14 protein-coding genes are annotated in these 18,271 nt (G+C 66.1%); 8 read left to right on the plus strand and 6 right to left on the minus strand.

From position 1 onward, the window contains the following. Positions 1–15: 15 nt before the first annotated feature. From QQ25_RS16205 to QQ25_RS16230, 6 genes are all read left to right on the plus strand, one after another. Complete coding sequence (locus QQ25_RS16205) at positions 16–414, plus strand: TM2 domain-containing protein (protein WP_039319985.1); 399 nt, start codon at positions 16–18, stop codon at positions 412–414. Continuing rightward, a complete protein-coding gene (locus QQ25_RS16210) occupies positions 404–817 on the plus strand; it encodes a DUF2752 domain-containing protein (RefSeq protein ID WP_039379569.1) in 414 nt (137 codons plus the stop codon). Before QQ25_RS16205 ends, QQ25_RS16210 begins: the two co-directional genes overlap by 11 nt. An 85-nt stretch (positions 818–902) precedes the next feature. Then, positions 903–5,468 (plus strand): glutamate synthase large subunit, encoded by a 4,566-nt coding sequence (gltB, locus tag QQ25_RS16215; RefSeq protein ID WP_039379570.1) that lies wholly within the window; start codon positions 903–905, stop codon positions 5,466–5,468. Beyond that, positions 5,461–6,963, plus strand: a complete 1,503-nt coding sequence (locus tag QQ25_RS16220; RefSeq protein ID WP_039319993.1) for a glutamate synthase subunit beta — start codon at positions 5,461–5,463, stop codon at positions 6,961–6,963. Before gltB ends, QQ25_RS16220 begins: the two co-directional genes overlap by 8 nt. Positions 6,964–6,990: 27 nt before the next feature. Further along, entirely contained in the window at positions 6,991–8,409 is a 1,419-nt protein-coding gene (pyk, locus tag QQ25_RS16225) for a pyruvate kinase (protein ID WP_039319995.1), read from the plus strand. 42 nt (positions 8,410–8,451) lie between these two features. Continuing rightward, complete coding sequence (locus QQ25_RS16230; protein WP_039379572.1) at positions 8,452–9,312, plus strand: acyl-CoA thioesterase II; 861 nt, start codon at positions 8,452–8,454, stop codon at positions 9,310–9,312. 19 nt (positions 9,313–9,331) lie between these two features. On the opposite strand, the gene QQ25_RS16235 is transcribed toward QQ25_RS16230, so the two are convergent. The 6 genes from QQ25_RS16235 to QQ25_RS16260 all read right to left on the minus strand — a co-directional run bounded on the left by QQ25_RS16235 (position 9,332) and on the right by QQ25_RS16260 (position 16,262). After that, positions 9,332–9,889 (minus strand): DUF4190 domain-containing protein, encoded by a 558-nt coding sequence (locus QQ25_RS16235; protein WP_039379574.1) that lies wholly within the window; start codon positions 9,887–9,889, stop codon positions 9,332–9,334. 10 nt (positions 9,890–9,899) lie between these two features. Next, positions 9,900–11,432, minus strand: coding sequence for an ATP-binding cassette domain-containing protein (locus tag QQ25_RS16240; RefSeq protein ID WP_039379575.1), 1,533 nt, complete (start codon positions 11,430–11,432; stop codon positions 9,900–9,902). Further along, complete coding sequence (gene cydD, locus QQ25_RS16245; protein WP_052235844.1) at positions 11,422–12,972, minus strand: thiol reductant ABC exporter subunit CydD; 1,551 nt, start codon at positions 12,970–12,972, stop codon at positions 11,422–11,424. The genes QQ25_RS16240 and cydD overlap by 11 nt, the downstream gene beginning before the upstream one ends. 50 nt (positions 12,973–13,022) lie before the next feature. Beyond that, positions 13,023–14,063: a cytochrome d ubiquinol oxidase subunit II gene (cydB, locus tag QQ25_RS16250; RefSeq protein ID WP_039379578.1), complete on the minus strand. Its 1,041-nt coding sequence runs from the start codon at positions 14,061–14,063 to the stop codon at positions 13,023–13,025. Positions 14,064–14,078: 15 nt separating this feature from the next. Further along, complete coding sequence (locus QQ25_RS16255; RefSeq protein ID WP_039320008.1) at positions 14,079–15,572, minus strand: cytochrome ubiquinol oxidase subunit I; 1,494 nt, start codon at positions 15,570–15,572, stop codon at positions 14,079–14,081. A 90-nt stretch (positions 15,573–15,662) separates the two neighbouring features. After that, complete coding sequence (locus QQ25_RS16260; RefSeq protein ID WP_039320011.1) at positions 15,663–16,262, minus strand: HdeD family acid-resistance protein; 600 nt, start codon at positions 16,260–16,262, stop codon at positions 15,663–15,665. Between the two features lie 174 nt (positions 16,263–16,436). Here QQ25_RS16260 and QQ25_RS16265 point away from each other — a divergent pair, with 174 nt between their 5' ends. Further along, positions 16,437–17,354 (plus strand): ABC transporter substrate-binding protein, encoded by a 918-nt coding sequence (locus QQ25_RS16265; RefSeq protein WP_039379579.1) that lies wholly within the window; start codon positions 16,437–16,439, stop codon positions 17,352–17,354. Positions 17,355–17,361: 7 nt separating this feature from the next. Further along, positions 17,362–18,267 carry an amino acid ABC transporter permease gene (locus QQ25_RS16270; RefSeq protein ID WP_039320666.1) on the plus strand — a complete coding sequence of 302 codons (906 nt, stop codon included), beginning with the start codon at positions 17,362–17,364 and terminating at the stop codon, positions 18,265–18,267. The last annotated feature ends 4 nt before the right edge of the window (positions 18,268–18,271 follow it).

The following is an 18,271-nucleotide window of genomic DNA, read 5'->3' on the forward strand; positions in this document are numbered from 1 at the left end:
TGGCATCCTGGCTGTATGACGGATCCGTCGCAGTACCCAGACCCGTCCAGTGGTCCGCCGCAGGCCGGCTTTCCGCCGCCTGCGGGTTACCCGCCGCCACCGCCCGGTTACCCGTCGTATCCGTCGCCGTACGGGGATCCGAGCGCGCCGTACGGCCGCCATCCGATCACCGGTGAGCCGTTCTCCGACAAGTCCAAGGTGATCGCTGGTCTGCTGCAGTTGGTCGGCCTGTTCGGCCTCGTCGGTATCGGACGCATCTACATCGGCGATACGAAACTCGGCGTCATCCAGCTGATCGTTGGCGTGTTGACCTGCGCCATCGGCGCGGTGATCTGGGGCGTCATCGATGCTGTGTTGATCCTTACCGACAAGGTCCGCGACCCGTACGGGCGGCCGCTGCGCGATGGAACCTAGCGGTCCCACCCGCACGAAGACGCAGCGATATTCGCTGCTCGCCGGGGGCGCGCTCGGGGCCGGCGCACTCGCGTACATCGGTGTGGCCGATCCGCATCGTCCCGGTTTCTTGTTCCCGGGGTGTCCGTTCAAAGCCCTGACCGGGTGGAACTGCCCGGCATGCGGCGGCCTGCGGATGACCCACGACCTGCTGCACGGTGACGTGGGCGCAGCTGTCGTCGACAATGTCTTCGCCCTGGTGGGGCTGCCCGCCTTGGCCGTGTGGCTGTTGGTGCGGTGGCGGCTGGGCAAGGCGCTGTTCCCGCTGCCGGCGGTGGTGATCATCGCGGTGTCTGTGGTGGTCTGGACGGTGGTGCGGAACCTGCCGGGGTTCCCGCTGGTCCCGACGTTAACCGCTCAGTAGTAGCCCACCTGCGCTGATACACTGAAAATTCGGGCCGGTGCAGTCCCGGGACCAGGATGTTCCGGACTTGCGGAGGTGCGATCAAGTGCTGTTCTCGGCATTGCCAGATGCGCAGGGGCTCTATGACCCTGCCAATGAGGCCGATTCCTGCGGCGTGGCCATGATCACCGATATTCAGGGCCGTCGTTCCCACGGCATCGTCAGCGACGGTTTGACCGCGCTCGAACATTTGGAACATCGCGGCGCTGCCGGGGCCGAACCCAACAGCGGTGACGGCGCCGGCATCCTGCTGCAACTGCCTGTCGAGCTGCTGCGGGAGGTGGTCGACTTCGCACTGCCGGGCCCCGCCGCCGACGGCAGCAACACCTTCGCCGCCGGTATCTGTTTCCTGCCGCAGGATGAGGACGCGCGCAGTGCCGCTCGCGCTCGCATCGAGGCGCTGGCCGCCGAAGAAGGTCTCGAGGTGCTGGGCTGGCGCGCGGTGCCCGTCGACCCGGATGGGGCCGGTATCGGGCTGACCGCGCTGGGCTGCATGCCTCACATGGCTCAGCTGTTCATCGCGGCTCCCGAGTCCGACGGCGTCCGGGCGGGCGGTATCGAGCTCGACCGTAAGGTGTACCCGCTGCGCAAGCGGGCCGAGCAGGCGACCGGTGTCGAGGCGGTCTATTTCGCGTCGCTGTCCAGCCGGACCATCGTCTACAAGGGCATGTTGACGACAATGCAGCTGCCGCAGTACTTTCCGGATCTGCGTGACGAGCGTTGCATGAGTGCGATCGCGATCGTGCACAGTCGCTTCTCCACCAATACGTTTCCGTCGTGGCCACTGGCACATCCGTTCCGGTTCGTCGCGCACAACGGTGAGATCAACACCGTGCGGGGCAATCGCAACCGCATGCACGCACGCGAGGCACTGCTGGCCAGCGCCCGGATACCCGGTGACCTGAGCCGGCTGTCACCCATCTGCACCCCTGACGCCTCTGACTCGGCGTCCTTCGACGAGGTGCTCGAGCTCTTGCATCTGGGCGGACGCAGCCTGCCGCACGCGGTGCTGATGATGATTCCGGAGGCGTGGGAGAACGCCACCACCATGGATTCGGCGGAGCGTGCATTCTGGAAGTTCCACGCATCGCTGATGGAACCGTGGGACGGACCGGCCTGCGTCACCTTCACCGACGGCGCAGTAGTCGGCGCGGTGTTGGACCGCAACGGGTTACGGCCGGGCCGCTGGTGGCGCACGGTCGACGACCGGGTCATCCTGGCCAGCGAAAGCGGCGTGCTCGACGTGCCGTCGGGTGAGATCGTCGCCAAGGGACGGCTGCAGCCCGGCAAGATGTTCCTGGTCGACACCGCCGCTGGGCGGATCGTGCCCGACGACGAGATCAAGGAGCAGTTGGCGGCGGCAGAACCGTACGGGGAGTGGCTGCATGCCGGCCTGCTGGATCTCGGCACGTTGCCCGAGCGGTCCCGCATCCAGCCGAATCACGATTCGGTGGTTCGTCGGCAGATCGCCTTCGGTTACACCGAAGAGGAATTGCGGATTCTGTTGACGCCCATGGCGGCATCGGGTGGTGAGCCGCTCGGGTCCATGGGGACCGATACGCCCGTCGCGGTGCTCTCCAAGAGATCACGGTTGCTCTACGACTACTTCGTCGAGCTGTTCGCCCAAGTCACCAACCCGCCACTGGACGCCATCCGGGAAGAGGTGGTCACCTCGATGGCCCGCGTGATGGGGCCCGAGGAGAATCTGCTGGAACCCTCGGCAGCCTCGTGTCGCCAAATAGTTCTGCGTGCACCGGTTCTCGACAACGATGAGCTGAGCAAGATCGTCCACATCAATGACGATGGCGAGCATCCCGGCCTGCGGACCACCGTGCTGCGTGCTCTCTACGACGTCGAACGTGGTGGTGAAGGGTTGGCCGAGGCGCTCGATGACCTGCAGTTGCGGGCCACCGAGGCGATTGCCAAAGGCGCTCGCACCCTGGTGATCTCCGATCGCGATTCCGATCACACGCGCGCCCCGATCCCTTCGCTGCTGGCGGTGTCGGCGGTGCACCACCACCTGGTCCGCACCAAGGAGCGCACCAAGGTGGCCCTCGTGGTGGAGAGCGGTGACGCCCGCGAGGTCCACCACATCGCCATGCTCATCGGCTACGGTGCCGCCGCGGTCAACCCGTATCTGGCCTTCGAGTCGATCGAGGACCTGATCCGCGAGGGTGAGCTCACCGGTATCGAAACCAGTGCCGCCGTGCGCAATTACGTGAAAGCGCTGGGCAAGGGTGTCGTGAAGGTGATGAGCAAGATGGGCATCTCCACGGTGGCCTCCTACACGGCCGCACAGGTTTTCGAGGCGATCGGCCTCAGCCACGACGTCGTCGACCAGTACTTCACCGGCACCACCAGCCAGCTCGGCGGCGTCGGGCTGGATGTGCTGGCCGAGGAGGTCAAGCTCCGTCACCGGCGTGCCTACCCGGAGAATCCGACCGAGCGGGTCCACCGGCGGCTCGAGGTCGGCGGTGAGTACGCGTTCCGCCGGGAGGGGGAGCTGCACCTGTTCACCCCGGAAGTGGTCTTCCTGTTGCAGCATGCGACGCGTACGGGACGCCGCGACATCTTCGCCAGGTACTCCGAGGAGGTCGATCGGCTGTCACGGGAAGGCGGGGCGCTGCGCGGCCTGTTCGAGCTCAAGGAGGGGCTGCGGCCCCCGGTACCGCTGGATGAGGTTGAGCCTGTCGAGTCGATCGTCACCCGGTTCAACACCGGGGCCATGAGCTACGGCTCGATCTCCGCAGAGGCCCACGAGACCATGGCCATCGCCATGAACAACCTCGGCGGGCGGTCCAACAGCGGCGAGGGCGGGGAGGACGTCGACCGGCTCTACGATCCGCGCCGGCGCAGTGCGGTCAAGCAGGTGGCGTCCGGGCGCTTCGGTGTCACCAGTGACTACCTGGTGAACGCCACCGACATCCAGATCAAGATGGCCCAAGGCGCCAAACCCGGTGAGGGTGGGCAGCTTCCGGGGTACAAGGTGTATCCCAGCATCGCCAAGACCCGGCACTCCACGCCTGGCGTCGGGCTGATCTCACCGCCCCCGCACCACGACATCTACTCGATCGAGGATCTTGCCCAGCTGATCCACGATCTGAAGAACGCCAACGCCGACGCCAGGATCCACGTGAAGCTGGTCAGCAGCGTGGGGGTCGGCACGGTCGCGGCCGGGGTGTCGAAGGCGCATGCCGACGTGGTGTTGATCTCCGGTTACGACGGCGGTACCGGTGCGGCGCCGTTGACCTCGCTCAAGCACGCCGGGGCGCCATGGGAGATCGGGCTGGCCGACACCCAGCAGACGTTGGTGCTCAACGGTTTGCGTGATCGGATCACAGTGCAGTGCGATGGCGGCATGCGCAGCGCACGCGACGTGATCGTGGCTGCGTTGCTCGGTGCCGAGGAGTTCGGTTTCGCCACCGCGCCGCTGGTGGTGTCGGGGTGCATCATGATGCGGGTCTGCCACCTGGATACCTGCCCGGTCGGGGTGGCCACGCAGAACCCCGAGTTGCGGGCCCGGTTCAACGGCAAGCCCGAGTTCGTGGAGAACTTCTTCACGTTCATCGCCGAGGACATCCGCCGCTACCTCGCCCAACTGGGATTCCGCAGCATCGACGAGGCCGTGGGCCACGCGGAGGTGCTCGACACCGAAGCCGGTGTGGCACATTGGAAGAGCCGCGGGCTCGACCTCAGTCCGATCTTCGCCGTTCCGCTCGATGCGCACGGCAACATGAGCCAGCGTCGGCGGGTGCGCGATCAGGACCACGGCCTCGACCAGGCGCTCGACCGTACTCTGATCCAACTCGCCGAAGGGGCGTTGGAAGATGCCCATCCGGTGCGGCTGGAGCTGCCCGTCCGCAACGTCAACCGCACGGTGGGCACCCTGCTGGGTTCGGAGGTCACCAGGCGCTACGGCGCAGCAGGCCTGCCCGACGACACGATTCACGTCACCCTGGTCGGGTCGGCCGGCCAGTCGATCGGGGCGTTCCTGCCACCCGGCGTCACGTTGGATCTGATCGGTGACGCCAACGACTATGTGGGCAAGGGCCTTTCGGGTGGCCGGGTGATCGTGCGGCCACCGGACGATGTGCTGTTCCTGCCCGAGGACAACGTGATCGCGGGCAACACTCTTCTCTACGGGGCCACCTCGGGTGAGGTGTTCCTGCGCGGCCGGGTCGGTGAACGGTTCTGTGCCCGCAATTCCGGGGCACTGGCCGTCGTCGAGGGCGTGGGTGACCACGCGTGCGAGTACATGACGGGCGGTCGGGTGGTGATCCTGGGCAAGACGGGCCGTAACCTGGCCGCGGGCATGTCCGGCGGCGTTGCCTTCGTGCTCGGCCTGGACCCGGCCCGGGTCAACACCGAGATGGTGCAACTGCAGCGGCTGGAAGCCGAGGACCTGGCCTGGCTGCACGATGTGGTGGCCCACCATGCCCGCCACACCGGCAGCACGCTGGCCGGCTCGATCCTGGCTGACTGGCCAAGGCGCAGTGCCCAATTCACCAAAGTAATGCCCACCGACTACCAGCGTGTACTGCAGGCGACCCGGATGGCCAAGGCCGAGGGACGTGATGTGGACAGCGCGATCATGGAGGCCAGCCGTGGCTGATCCGACCGGATTTCTTCGTGTACCCAAGGTTGAGGCGGCCAAGCGGCCGGTCGAGGAACGGGTGGGGGACTGGCGCGAGGTGTACGAGCGTGAGGATCCCAACGAGCGTGCCGGCGAGGTGTCGCAACAGGCGCGTCGATGTATGGATTGCGGGATCCCGTTCTGCCATTCGGGCAAGGCGGGTTGTCCGCTGGGCAACCTGATCCCGGAATGGAACGACCTGGTGCGGCGGGGCCGCTGGGACGCGGCGAGTGATCGCCTGCACGCCACCAACAACTTCCCGGAGTTCACCGGGCGGTTGTGCCCGGCGCCATGTGAGTCGGCGTGCGTTCTGTCGATCTCCGAGGAGCAGACCGGCGGCAGCGTGACGATCAAACGGATCGAGCAGACGATCGCCGACCACGCCTGGTTGAACGGCACCGTCGAGCCCCAGCCCGCCGCGATACGCACCGGCAAGAGTGTCGCCGTCGTCGGTTCCGGACCGGCGGGTTTGGCTGCCGCACAACAACTCACGCGGGCTGGCCACGAGGTGACGGTCTATGAACGCGACGACCGGGTGGGCGGGCTGCTGCGCTACGGCATCCCCGAATACAAGCTCGAGAAGTCGGTGCTCAACCAGCGCCTGGCCCAGATGCGGGCCGAGGGCACCCGATTCGTCACCGAATGCGAGGTCGGCGTCGACCTGACCGTCGAGCAGTTGCGCGACCGTCATCAGGCAGTCGTCCTGGCGGTCGGTGCGCTGCGAGGCCGCGACAACGAGGTGCCCGGGCGTGAACTCGATGGCGTGCACCTGGCGATGGAGCATCTGGTGCCTGCCAACAGGGAATGCGAGGGCGACGCGTCGGCAGCCATCTCGGCGGCGGGAAAGCACGTGGTGATCATCGGGGGCGGTGACACCGGCGCCGACTGCCTGGGCACCGCGCACCGACAGGGTGCGGCCTCGGTGACCCAACTCGACTACAACACCGAGCCGCCCGAGACGCGCGACGACGAGCTGTCGCCGTGGCCCACGTGGCCGCTGGTGCTGCGCACCTCCCCGGCGCACGCCGAAGGTGGTGCGCGCCGTTTCGAGGTGGCGGTGCAGAGGTTCATCGGCGACGACAACGGTCATGTGCGGGCGATCGAGATCGCAGAGGTCCGGGTGACCCGGGATGCAGAGGGCCGGCGCGAGATCACGCCGGTGGGCGAGTCGTTGCAGATTCCGTGTGACCTGGCACTGCTGGCGATCGGTTTCGAGGGAGTCGAACACATGGCCCTGCTCGACGGTTTGGACCTGAAGCTGACGCGGCGCGGGACTGTGTCGTGTGGTTCGGATTGGCAGACCGACGCCCCCGGCGTGTTCGTCTGCGGAGACGCGCACCGCGGGGCGTCCCTGGTGGTGTGGGCGATCGCCGAGGGCCGCAGCGCGGCGCATGCGGTGGACGCCTACCTGATGGGGGAGTCGGATCTGCCGTCTCCCGTGCGGCCCGGCACACTGCCGCTGGCCGTCGTCTGAATCGATTAACGACTATGCTGACATGACGTGAGCAGACGCGGAAAGATCGTTTGTACCCTTGGCCCGGCTACCAGCACGGATGAGTCCGTACGGGCTCTCGTCGAGGCCGGTATGGATGTTGCCCGGCTCAACTTCAGCCACGGTGACTACTCCGACCACGAGGCTGCCTACAAGCGGGTGCGGGGGGCGTCGGATGCCACCGGCCACGCCGTGGGCGTGCTCGCCGACTTGCAGGGGCCCAAGATCCGCCTCGGCCGCTTCACCGAGGGCCCGACCTACTGGGCGACGGGTGAATCGGTGCGGATCACCGTCGACGAGTGTGAGGGCACCCATGACCGGGTGTCGACCACGTACAAGCGGCTGGCCGAGGACGCCCGGCCCGGAGATCGGGTGCTCGTCGACGACGGCAACGTCGGTCTGGTGGTCGAGCAGATCGCCGGCAACGACGTGGTGTGCACGGTCACCGAGGGCGGTCCGGTCAGCAACAACAAGGGCATGTCCCTGCCCGGCATGAACGTGACGGCGCCTGCGCTGTCCGAAAAGGACATCGATGATCTCGAGTTCGCGCTGCGGCTAGGGGTGGATCTGGTCGCGTTGTCCTTCGTCCGGTCGCCCGCCGACGTCGAGTTGGTCCACGAGGTGATGGACCGCGTCGGCCGACGGGTTCCGGTGATCGCCAAGCTGGAGAAGCCCGAGGCGGTCGAGAACCTCGAGGCCATCGTGCTGGCGTTCGACGCCATCATGGTGGCGCGTGGTGACCTGGGCGTCGAACTGCCGCTGGAAGAAGTGCCGCTGGTGCAGAAGCGTGCCATTCAGATGGCAAGGGAGAACGCCAAACCCGTCATCGTGGCCACCCAGATGCTGGAGTCGATGATCGAGAGTTCCCGGCCCACCCGCGCCGAGGCCTCCGACGTCGCCAACGCTGTGCTCGACGGTGCCGACGCGGTCATGCTCTCCGGTGAGACCTCGGTCGGCAAGTACCCGTTGGAGGCCGTCAAGACGATGGCCCGCATCATCAAGGCCGTCGAGGACAACTCGGTGACGGTGCCGCCGCTGACCCACACCCCGCGCACCAAGCGCGGCGTGATCTCGTACGCGGCCCGCGACATCGGCGAGCGGCTGGACGCCAAGGCGCTGGTTGCCTTCACCCAGTCCGGGGACACGGTGCGTCGCCTGGCCCGGCTGCACACTCCGCTGCCGGTGCTGGCGTTCACCGCGCTGCCCGAGGTGCGCAGCCAGCTGGCGCTGACCTGGGGCACCGAGACGTTCATCGTGCCGCAGATGTCGAACACCGACGACATGATCCGCCAGGTCGACAAATCGCTGCTCGAGCTCGGCCGCTACAAGCGCGGTGAGCTGGTGGTCATCGTCGCGGGCGCTCCGCCCGGCACAGTAGGCTCCACGAATCTGATCCACGTGCACCGCATCGGGGAGGACGACCTCTAGCGGTTCCTCTGCCGGAAGCGCCTGCAATTCGAAAGGCATTCCTTGACACACACGGATTTCGAGGAGCTGCTGGCTGTTCTCGATCTGAATCGCGTCGATGACAACCTGTTCATCGGTTCGCATCCGAGTAAGAACCCGGTGCGTACCTTCGGTGGGCAGATGATTGCGCAGGCGTTCGTCGCCGGCGGTCGCACGTTGGAGCACAAACTGTCCCCGAGTGCGTTGAATGCGCACTTCATCGCCGGCGGCGATCCGGAGAAGGATCTGGAGTTCCACGTCGTGCGGCTGCGCGACGAACGCCGGTTCGCCAACCGCCGGGTGGATGTCATGCAGGACGGCAACCTGCTGACCACGGTGATGCTGTCCTACATGAACGCCGGCCGGGGCCTGGAACACAGCGTGCCCGCGCCCGAGGTTCCGCATCCGGACACGTTGCCGAAGATCGACGAGTTGCTGCGCGGCTATGAGAAGACGGTGCCGCTGTTCGTCGAGGCGTTACGTCCGATCGAATGGCGCTACACCAACGATCCGGCCTGGATCATGCGGAAAAAGGGCGGCAAGCTCGACCACAACCGGGTGTGGCTCAAGACCGAGGGGCCGATGCCCAGCGACCCGGTGTTGCACGGCGCCGCCCTGGTGTACTCGTCGGACACCACGGTGCTCGATTCCATCATCACCACGCACGGGTTGTCGTGGGGTTTCGACCGGATCTTCGCGGTGACCATGAATCACTCGGTGTGGTTTCACCGCCCGTTCAAGTTCGACGAGTGGGTGTTGTACTCCACTACGTCACCGGTTGCCGCGGAATCCCGCGGGCTGGGCACCGGACACTTCTTCGACGAGGCCGGGCACTTGCTGGCGACCGTAGTACAGGAGGGCATCGTCAAGCACTTCCCCAGCTGAGCTCGGGTGCCCGGAACGCTCAGCGCGTAGGGGTCGGATTCACACCGAACGAATCCTCGACCCGGCGCTCGAACTCATTTTCACACCGCTGCTGGGCCGCGGCGTCGTCGCCGGCCTGTTCCAGGCAGTGCACATAGTCGGAACCGCCGACGTCGTCGAACCATTGCTTGCCGAAGTAGACCCAGATGCCGATGAACACCAGCGACAACACGCAGGCGATCGCGCCGAGTGCGATGCCGGTGACGGCCACTCCGCTGTTGGTGGCTTCGCCGCGCCGGCAACGGCCTTGGGCGAGGAATCCGAGAATCAGCGCGGTGACGCCGAATATCAGTCCGCCGATCACCGACCACGTCAACAGCAGGCCGAAGATCGCGAGCACCAGCGCGGCGGTGCCCAACCCGTTGGCGGGCCCGCGCGGAATCGGCTGCATCGGGTACCCGCCGTACGGTGGCGGGCCAGAAGGATAGGCGCCGGGATACGCGCCCGGAGGAGGCCCGTAGGGGTACCCCGGTGGCGGGGGCGGCCCGTCCGGTTGCGGTTCGTCAGACCCGGGCGGGTTCGATCGCTCGTCGGTCATGCCTGTGAGGCTACTCGCCGATGGCCCCGCCGGGTTGCGGGCAACGGATGACGGGGCAGTCGAGCGTGTCCGGTAGATGGTGGGTGGCCACGACGACGGCGCGCTCCGCGGTGAACCAATCACCGGGAGTGAGGATTTCGGTGAGTATTCGCTCGCTGTCGGCGGCATCGAGGTTCTCGGTGGGTTCGTCGAGAAGGACCACTGAGAAATCGGACAGCAGCACCCTGGCCAGCAGCAGCCGGCGTCGTTGCCCGGCTGAGACCGCGGTGTGGCCGCCTTCGAGCACGGTCGACAGGCCGTCGGGAAGTGCCTCGAGCCACTCGTCGAGGCCGACCCGCCGGATCGCGGAGAGTAATTCTGGATCGGTGGCGTCTCCGCGGACCACGAGCAGATTGTCCCGCACCGTGGTGTCGAAGATGTGCGCGTCCTCGGCGAAAAATGCTGCGCGCCCTGGAGTTTTACCCAGCCGTTCGGCCAGCGCCATCAGCAGCGTGGTCTTGCCCGAACCGCTGGGGCCGACAACGGCCAGGCGGCCACCGGCAGGAAGATCGACGGCCGGAGCCGTGGGTCGCCTGCGCGTCCCGGGAACGCTCTCGGTGAGCTCGCGCAGGCGCCGCGCGGCGATGCGGGCCTTGGTGAGCCCGACGGCGGCGTCGGGAAGTGCGGTGGTCGCCTCGAAGGCGGACAGAGGTAACAACATCAGGATGGCCAGGGTGGTCGGCGCGGTCGTCGGAGCCAGGGCGATGCCGGCGACGACCGCACCCAGGACACTGGCACCGATGGCGATGCTGGGCATGGCGGCGGCCAGTGCGGCCGGCGCCGCAGCGCGGTCGGCGGCATGCCCCCAATCTCGGTGGCGGCGTTGTGCGATGGCGATCACCTCGTCGAGGCGTCCACTGACCCGCAACTCCGGGGCATACTCGAGCGCCAGCATCGAAGCCGAGTCGCGGTCGCTACGGTATTGCACCGCAACGGATTCGGCGGCAGTGGCGGCGCGGGCCGTCAGCGCCGGGGCTACGACTCCGGCGATCAGCAGGCACAACGCCAATATCGCTGCGGCGCTTGGTGAGATGAGTGCGATGACGCCGACGGACACGCAGCTGAGCACCGCGGCGACCACGATGGGCAGTACCGAGCGCACCACGACGTCGGCCAGTTCGTCGACAGAGCTGCCGACCCGGGCCACCAATTCACCACTGGGGAGGCGCGTCGCGTCGTCGTCCGGCCCGGAGGCGAGCTTGCGGTAGAGCCCGGTGCGGGCATTGGCCGCGGCCCGCAGCGCGGTGTCGTGTGCGGCCAGCCGCTGACAATAGCCGAGCACGCCACGCGAGATCCCCAGCGCGCGTACCGCGACCACGGCTATCGACAGGTCCAGAATCGGGGGCATCTGCCAAGCCCGGGTGATCAACCAGGCCGAGACACCGGCCAGTGCCAGTGCGCTGCCCAGCGAGAGCACGCCGAGGACACTCGCCAGGATCACCCGGCTCAGCCGTGGCCGCAACAGCTCCAGGGTCAATCGCAGCAGCGGATCGTCACGAAACATGTGCGGCACCGATCGTGATCACCCGATCGCCGACGGTCAGTACCGGATCCCGGTGCCCGACCACCACCACCGTGGCGCCCGCCCGGGCCCGCGCGAGAACGGCCTGTAGAACCCGCTGCTCCAGTGCGGCGTCGAGATGGGCGGTGGGCTCGTCGAGCAGGAGTACCCGAGCCGGGGAACCCAGCGCTCGGGCCAACCCGAGTCGTTGTCGTTGGCCCAGGGACAAACCCACGCCGGTACGGCCGATCTGGGTGTCCAGACCGTCGGGAAGGTCATCGAGGACGTCGTCGAATCCGGCGTCGCGGCAAGCCCGGTCAAGGTCCTCGAGCGGTCCGAGTAGTTCCAGGTTTTCGCGGACGGTGCCCGGGATGAGGACAGGACGGTGGGGGAGCCAGGCGACGGTGCGCCACCATGCCGCCTGATCCAGGTCTCCGACATCGACCCCGTCGACCCGCACGGGCCCTGACGGCAGCGTGGTCAGTCCGAGGATCGCTTGCAGCGCAGTAGATTTTCCGGCCCCGTTGGGGCCCGTCAGCACCGTGATGCGGCCCGGTTCGATCGGCGGGCTCAGACCGTCGAGTTCGATCGTCGGTGCGGAATCCGGCACCCGGGTGCCGCCTTCGGCAGGAACGAAGGACTCACATAACCGAAACGCCTGTTCTGCGGCGGTTTTGCCGTCCTGTGCGGCATGGAAGGCCGCGCCCACCCGGCGTAGTGGCCAGAACACTTCGGGGGCCAGCAGCAGGACCGTCAACCCGGCGGTGAGGGTCACTTCGCCGTATACCAGCCGTACACCGACACTTACCGCGACCAGGGCCACGCCGAGGGTGGCCAGCAGTTCCAGCACCAATGAGGACAGGAAGGCGATACGGAGGGTCGCCATGGCCGAACGGCGATGCGCGGCAGCGAGTTCGGTGATCCGTTGGACCGATCCTGCAGCCCGGCCGAGGGCCCGCAATGTCGGGATGCCTGCCACCAGGTCGAGAAGCCGGGCCTGCAGGGTGGTCATCGCGGCCAGTGATGCTGCCGACCGCTCGGCCGTGAGCAGACCGATCAGCACCATGAATATCGGGATCAGAGGAAGCGCGATCACCACGATCGCCGCAGCCTGCAGGTCGTAGCAGGCCATCACCACCACCGCCAGCGGAGTCAGGACGGCGGCCTGCACCACCGCGGGCAGATAACCCGTGAAGTAGGGGCGCAGCCCGTCCAGGCCCCGGGTGACCACCGCCGCGGCGTCATCGCGGTCGGCCGCCAATCGCCTTGGCGGCGCAGCGGTTACCGAACGCAGCACCTGGCCGGACAACTCCCCGATGACCGCGGTGGCGCCGCGCTGTGAGAGCCGGCCCTGGAGCCAGTGCGCCCCTGCGCGCAGAACCCAGAGCGCGGACAACGTGGCCAGGGCCGCACCGTGGCGGGACGCAGAGGCCGGTTCCGTGATGATCCCGGCAACGATGTGGGCCAGCACGACGGCTGCGGCGATGGTGCTCGCGCTGATCGTCACGCCGCAGGCCACCGCAGCCAGGAGGTGGCGCCGCAGAACCGCCGTCGACCCGGTGGCGCCGCGGACGCCGAGTGCGCGCCAGAGATTCAGACCGACCGCCGTGACAAACCGATGGGGGCCGGGATGCGGTCCGCCGAAATCCGTTTACGGAACACCCAGTACGTCCAGCCCTGGTACACCAGGACCAGCGGCAGCAATGTCAGCGATGCCCAGGTCATGATCTTGAGGGTGTACGGGGTCGACGAGCCGTTGTAGATCGTCACACCCCAGTCCGGATTGAGGGTGGACGGCAACAGGTGCGGGTACATCGAACCGAACAGCAGGACGACGACGGCCGCCACGACCACCACGGTCGCGACGAACGCCCAGCCTTCCCGCGACCGTGACCACATGAGTGCCACCGAGATCAGCAGCGCGACGACTGCCACCGCCAACGCTGCCCAGGTCCATGGCTTGCCGTGGGCCAGCTGAGTCCACAGTCCGAAGCCGCCGGCCAGCAGGATCACCGGCAACGTCAGTGCCCGGGCGAACCGGAACGCGTCATCGCGCACGGGCCCAGCGGTTTTCAGGGCGATGAACACCGAGCCGTAGAACGCGAACAACGACGCGGTGGCCAGTCCACCGAGCAGGGTGTAGGCGTTGAGCACATCGCCGATCGAGGAATTTACCCGATGGTCGGCGTCAATCGGCAAGCCGCGCACCAGGATTGCGAACGCGACACCCCAGAGTATGGCGGGCAACCACGATCCGACTGCGATGCCGACGTCAGCCCACTTCCGCCACTTGGTGTCGTCGATCTTGCCCCGCCACTCGATTCCCACGATGCGCAGGATCATCCCGAACAGGATCGCCAGCAGCGGTAGGTACAAGGCCGAGAACAGGGTTGCGTACCAGTTCGGAAATGCGGCGAACATGGCTGCGCCCGCGGTGATGAGCCACACCTCATTGGCATCCCACACGGGCCCGATGGTGTTGAGCACCGCCCGCCTGCGGCTTTCCGGATCGCCTTCGCCTACGCTGCCCAGCGGCGCCATCAGCATCCCGACGCCGAAGTCGAAGCCCTCCAGCACCACGAACCCGAGGAACAGTGCGGCGATGAGGATGAACCAGATCTCTTGGAGTCCCATCTGCGATCAGTCCTCTCAGTAGGCGAAAGACAAAGGAGCAGATTCGTCCTCGCCCGGGGGCGTGGGCGGTGCCGGCTCGGAATCGTGTTCCTGGGGTCCTTCGGTGACATAGCGACGCATCAACCAGAACCAGACGACCGCGAGACCGCCGTAGAGCAGGGTGAAGACCGCGAGTGAGAAGAACACCGTGCCGGCCGAGTGATCTGAGACGCCTTGTTGCACGGTCAGCCTGACCATCTGGTCACCGGTCGGGTTGGGTACCACCACCCAGGGTTGACGCCCCATTTCGGTGAACACCCAGCCGGCGGAGTTGGCCAGGAATGGTGTCGGCAGGGTGATCAGGGCGAGAATGCCGAACCACCGCTGATCGGGGAGCCTGCGACCGCGGGTGAGCCACAACGCCAGCAGCGCGAATGCCAGGGGTACCAGCATCAGGCCGATCATGGCCCGGAACGACCAGTAGGTGACGAACAGGTTGGGCCGGTAGTCGCCGGGGCCGAACCGCGATTCGTATTGCCGCTGCAGATCGTTGACGCCCTCCAGCGTGACGCCGCTGAACTTCCCCTCGGCCAGGAACGGCAGCACATAGGGAACCTCGATCACGTGGCTGACGCTGGCGCAGTTGTTGTGTGTGCCGACTGTCAGTACCGAGAAGTCCGGGTCGGTCTGGGTGTCACACAGTGATTCTGCCGAGGCCATTTTCATCGGCTGCTGCACGAACATCAGCTTGCCTTGGACGTCACCGGTGAACAGCAGCACACCCACGGACGCCAAGGCGACCAGGCTGCCCAGAATCGTTGCCGGACGGTACATTCCGGCGGAGTCGGCGGCGAGTTCGTCGGCCGGGGGGTCCGAGCTCTCGGGGTGGGCAGCCCGGCGCCGATCGCGCACCATCAGCCAGGCACTGACGGCCGCGACGAAGGTGCCCGCGGTGAGCAGAGATCCGGCCACGACGTGCAGGAAGGCCCAGATCGCGGTGTTGTTGGTCAGCAGGGCGACGAAGTCGATGAGCTCTGCGCGGCCGCTCTCGGGGTTGAACTTGGCGCCGACCGGATGCTGCATGAACGAGTTGGCGGCGATGATGAAGAACGCGGACGCGTTGACCGCGAAGGCCACCATCCAGATGCAGAACAGGTGAACCGTCCGGGGCAGGCGTGTCCAACCGAAGATCCACAAGCCGATGAAGGTGGATTCGACGAAGAACGCGACCAGGCCTTCGAATGCCAGCGGTGCGCCGAAGATGTCGCCGACGAAGCGCGAATATTCACTCCAGTTCATGCCGAACTGGAATTCCTGCACGATGCCGGTCGCCACGCCGATCGCGAAGTTGATCAGGAACAGCTTGCCGAAGAATCGCGTGAGTCGGTACCAGCTGTCGTTGCCGGTGACCACCCACGCCGTCTGCATGACGGCGATCAGCGGCGCCAATCCGATCGTCAGCGGAACGAAAATGAAGTGGTACACGGTGGTGATGCCGAACTGCCACCGTGACACGTCCAAAGCGTCCATCTGGCCCTACTTCCGAGGTCTCAGATCAATCTACGACGAAGTGTAGTAGATCGTCGGCAACCGGCGGATGACCCTGACCGGTGTCTTACGTCACGAAACAGAACCCTGCGGCGAGATCGCGGCCTTGAGCTGCTTGGCGCCGCTGCGGATCGCGAAGGCCGAAATCACCTCGAACACCCCGACGACGATCAGGATGATGCCGGTGACCTGAGCCAGGGCGACCAGCCCCTCCAACGGAGCGACGAACATGATGATGCCGGCGATGACGCTGACGATGCCGATGATGATCTCCCAGATCCGCCCCGGCAGTGTGGGATCTCCGATGGCCGACATCGCCGTCGCGACACCGCGGAAGACGAATCCGACGCCGATCCAGATCGCCAGCAGTTCAACCGCGGACTGCAGGTCGTTGGAGAAACTGATGAAGCACAGCACGGCCAGTACGAGTGCCGCGGCGCCGCCGATGAACAGCAACACGCGCCCCCCGACCGATGAGCGCAGACTGAAGGCCAGGACGAGCTGAGAGATACCGGTGATCAACAGATAGACGCCGAGAAAAATCGCGGCGACGAGAATGGTGATGCCCGGCCATACCAGCACCAGGATCCCGAGAATGACAGCGAGAATCCCTGAAACCAGTGTCGATTTCCACAGATGTGGCAACAAGTTTGGCGAAGCAGTGGTTTCCATGCAGGCAGTTTGACACAAACGTAGATGTAGATCGCGGTTTTTGCGTTACGGCTGTGGCGTTGAAGCATGCTCGTTAAGGTTCCGTTACCGGCGCTGCATCCTCGGCCGGAGGCCGTTAACGTCTCCGATTCGGGATAGCCCGACCACAGCCGAAGAAAGAGAAAAGAGGCAACCGTGACACTTGGATGTCATCCCCGTCGACGCAAGGCATGGCGTTTGGCGGTGGTGGTCGCCGCGAGCGGCGCGTTGGCGTTATCGGGCTGCGCCACCAACACCGACAGCAGCGGTCCGGCCACCCAGACCACCGCGGCGTCGGCCGACAAGGTCGAGGCGATCGCCAACACGCTGCCTGAGGCGATCAAGTCGAGCGGCAAGCTGATCATCGGCACCGATCCGTCGTACCCGCCGAACGAATTCAAAGACCCCGCGGGCAAGATCATCGGCTTCGACGTCGATCTGATGAACGCCATCGCGGCCACGCTGGGCCTCACCCCCGAGTACCGGGCCTCGTTGTTCGACAAGATCATCCCGTCGGTTCAGGGCGGCAATTACAACGTCGGCATGTCCTCGTTCACCGATTCCAAAAAGCGTGAGGAGCAGGTCGACTTCGTCACCTACTTCAAGGCCGGCTCGGCGTGGGCGCAGAAGGTCGGCGCCGGCATCAGTCCGGAAGACGCCTGCGGCAAGAAGATTGCGGTGCAGACGGCAACCGTGCAGGACACCGAAGAGATGCCGGCCCGCATCCAGAAGTGCATCGAGGCGGGCAAGCCGACCATCAACGTGGTGAAGTTCGACGATCAGACCGCGGCCACCAGTGCGGTCATGCTCGGGCAGGCCGACGCCATGTCGGCCGACTCACCGGTGACGGCCTACGCGATCAAGCAGAGCGGCGGCAAGCTCGAGGCGGCGGGGGAGATCTTCGATTCCGCGCCCTATGGATGGGCTGTGCAGAAGGGTTCGCCACTGGCCGAATCCCTCAGGCAGGCACTGCAGCACCTCATCGACAGCGGTGCGTACAAGCAGGTGGCCGCTAACTGGGGCGCCGAGAACGGGATGATCGACAAGCCGGTCATCAACGGTGCAGTCAGCTGAGCCGACGATGACTGATGGATCGCCGCCTGCCGCCATCGATGCCGTCCCGCTGAGGCATCCGTGGCGCTGGGTGGCGGCTGTGGTCATCGTCATCCTGCTCGGGCTGTTCGTCTACGGTGCGGCCACCAACGAGGCGTACGGGTGGGAGACCTACGTCAAGTACCTCTTCGACCAACGAATCTCGGAAGCCGCCTGGAACACGCTGCAGTTGACCATCTACTCGATGGTCATCGCGCTTGTGCTCGGCGTGCTCCTGGCCGTGATGCGGTTGTCGCCCAACCCGGTATTCAAAGCGGTGTCCTGGACGTATCTGTGGATCTTCCGCGGCACACCGATCTACGTGCAGTTGGTGCTGTGGGGCCTGGTGCCCGTGATCTACAAGAACATTCAGCTCGGCGTACCGTTCGGTCCGACACTCTTCGAGTTCAGCTTGTCGGATCCGAATGTGTTCTGGCTGGCGGTTCTCGGCCTGGGCCTCAACGAGGCCGCCTATATGGCCGAGATCATCCGAGCCGGCATCAGTTCGGTCCCGGAGGGTCAGGCCGAGGCGTCGGTGGCGCTCGGCATGTCGTGGGGAATGACCATGCGGCGCACTGTGCTTCCGCAGGCGATGCGGGTCATCATCCCCCCGACCGGCAATGAGTTCATCAGCATGCTGAAGACCACGTCGCTCGTCACCGCCGTGCCCTACAGCTTCGAGTTGTACGGCCGCTCAAAGGATATCGGGGTTCAGCTGTTCGAGCCCGTGCCGCTGCTGCTCGTGGCCTCCACCTGGTACCTGGCGATCACCAGCGTGCTGATGATCGGTCAGTACTACCTCGAGCGCTATTACGCGCGCGGCGCATCGCGCAAGCTGACCACCAAACAGCTTGAGGCTCTGGCCAAAGCCCAGATGGGAGAACCGCATCCATGACCGC

Source organism: Mycolicibacterium setense, from assembly GCF_000805385.1.
Taxonomy (GTDB): Bacteria; Actinomycetota; Actinomycetes; order Mycobacteriales; family Mycobacteriaceae; genus Mycobacterium; species Mycobacterium setense.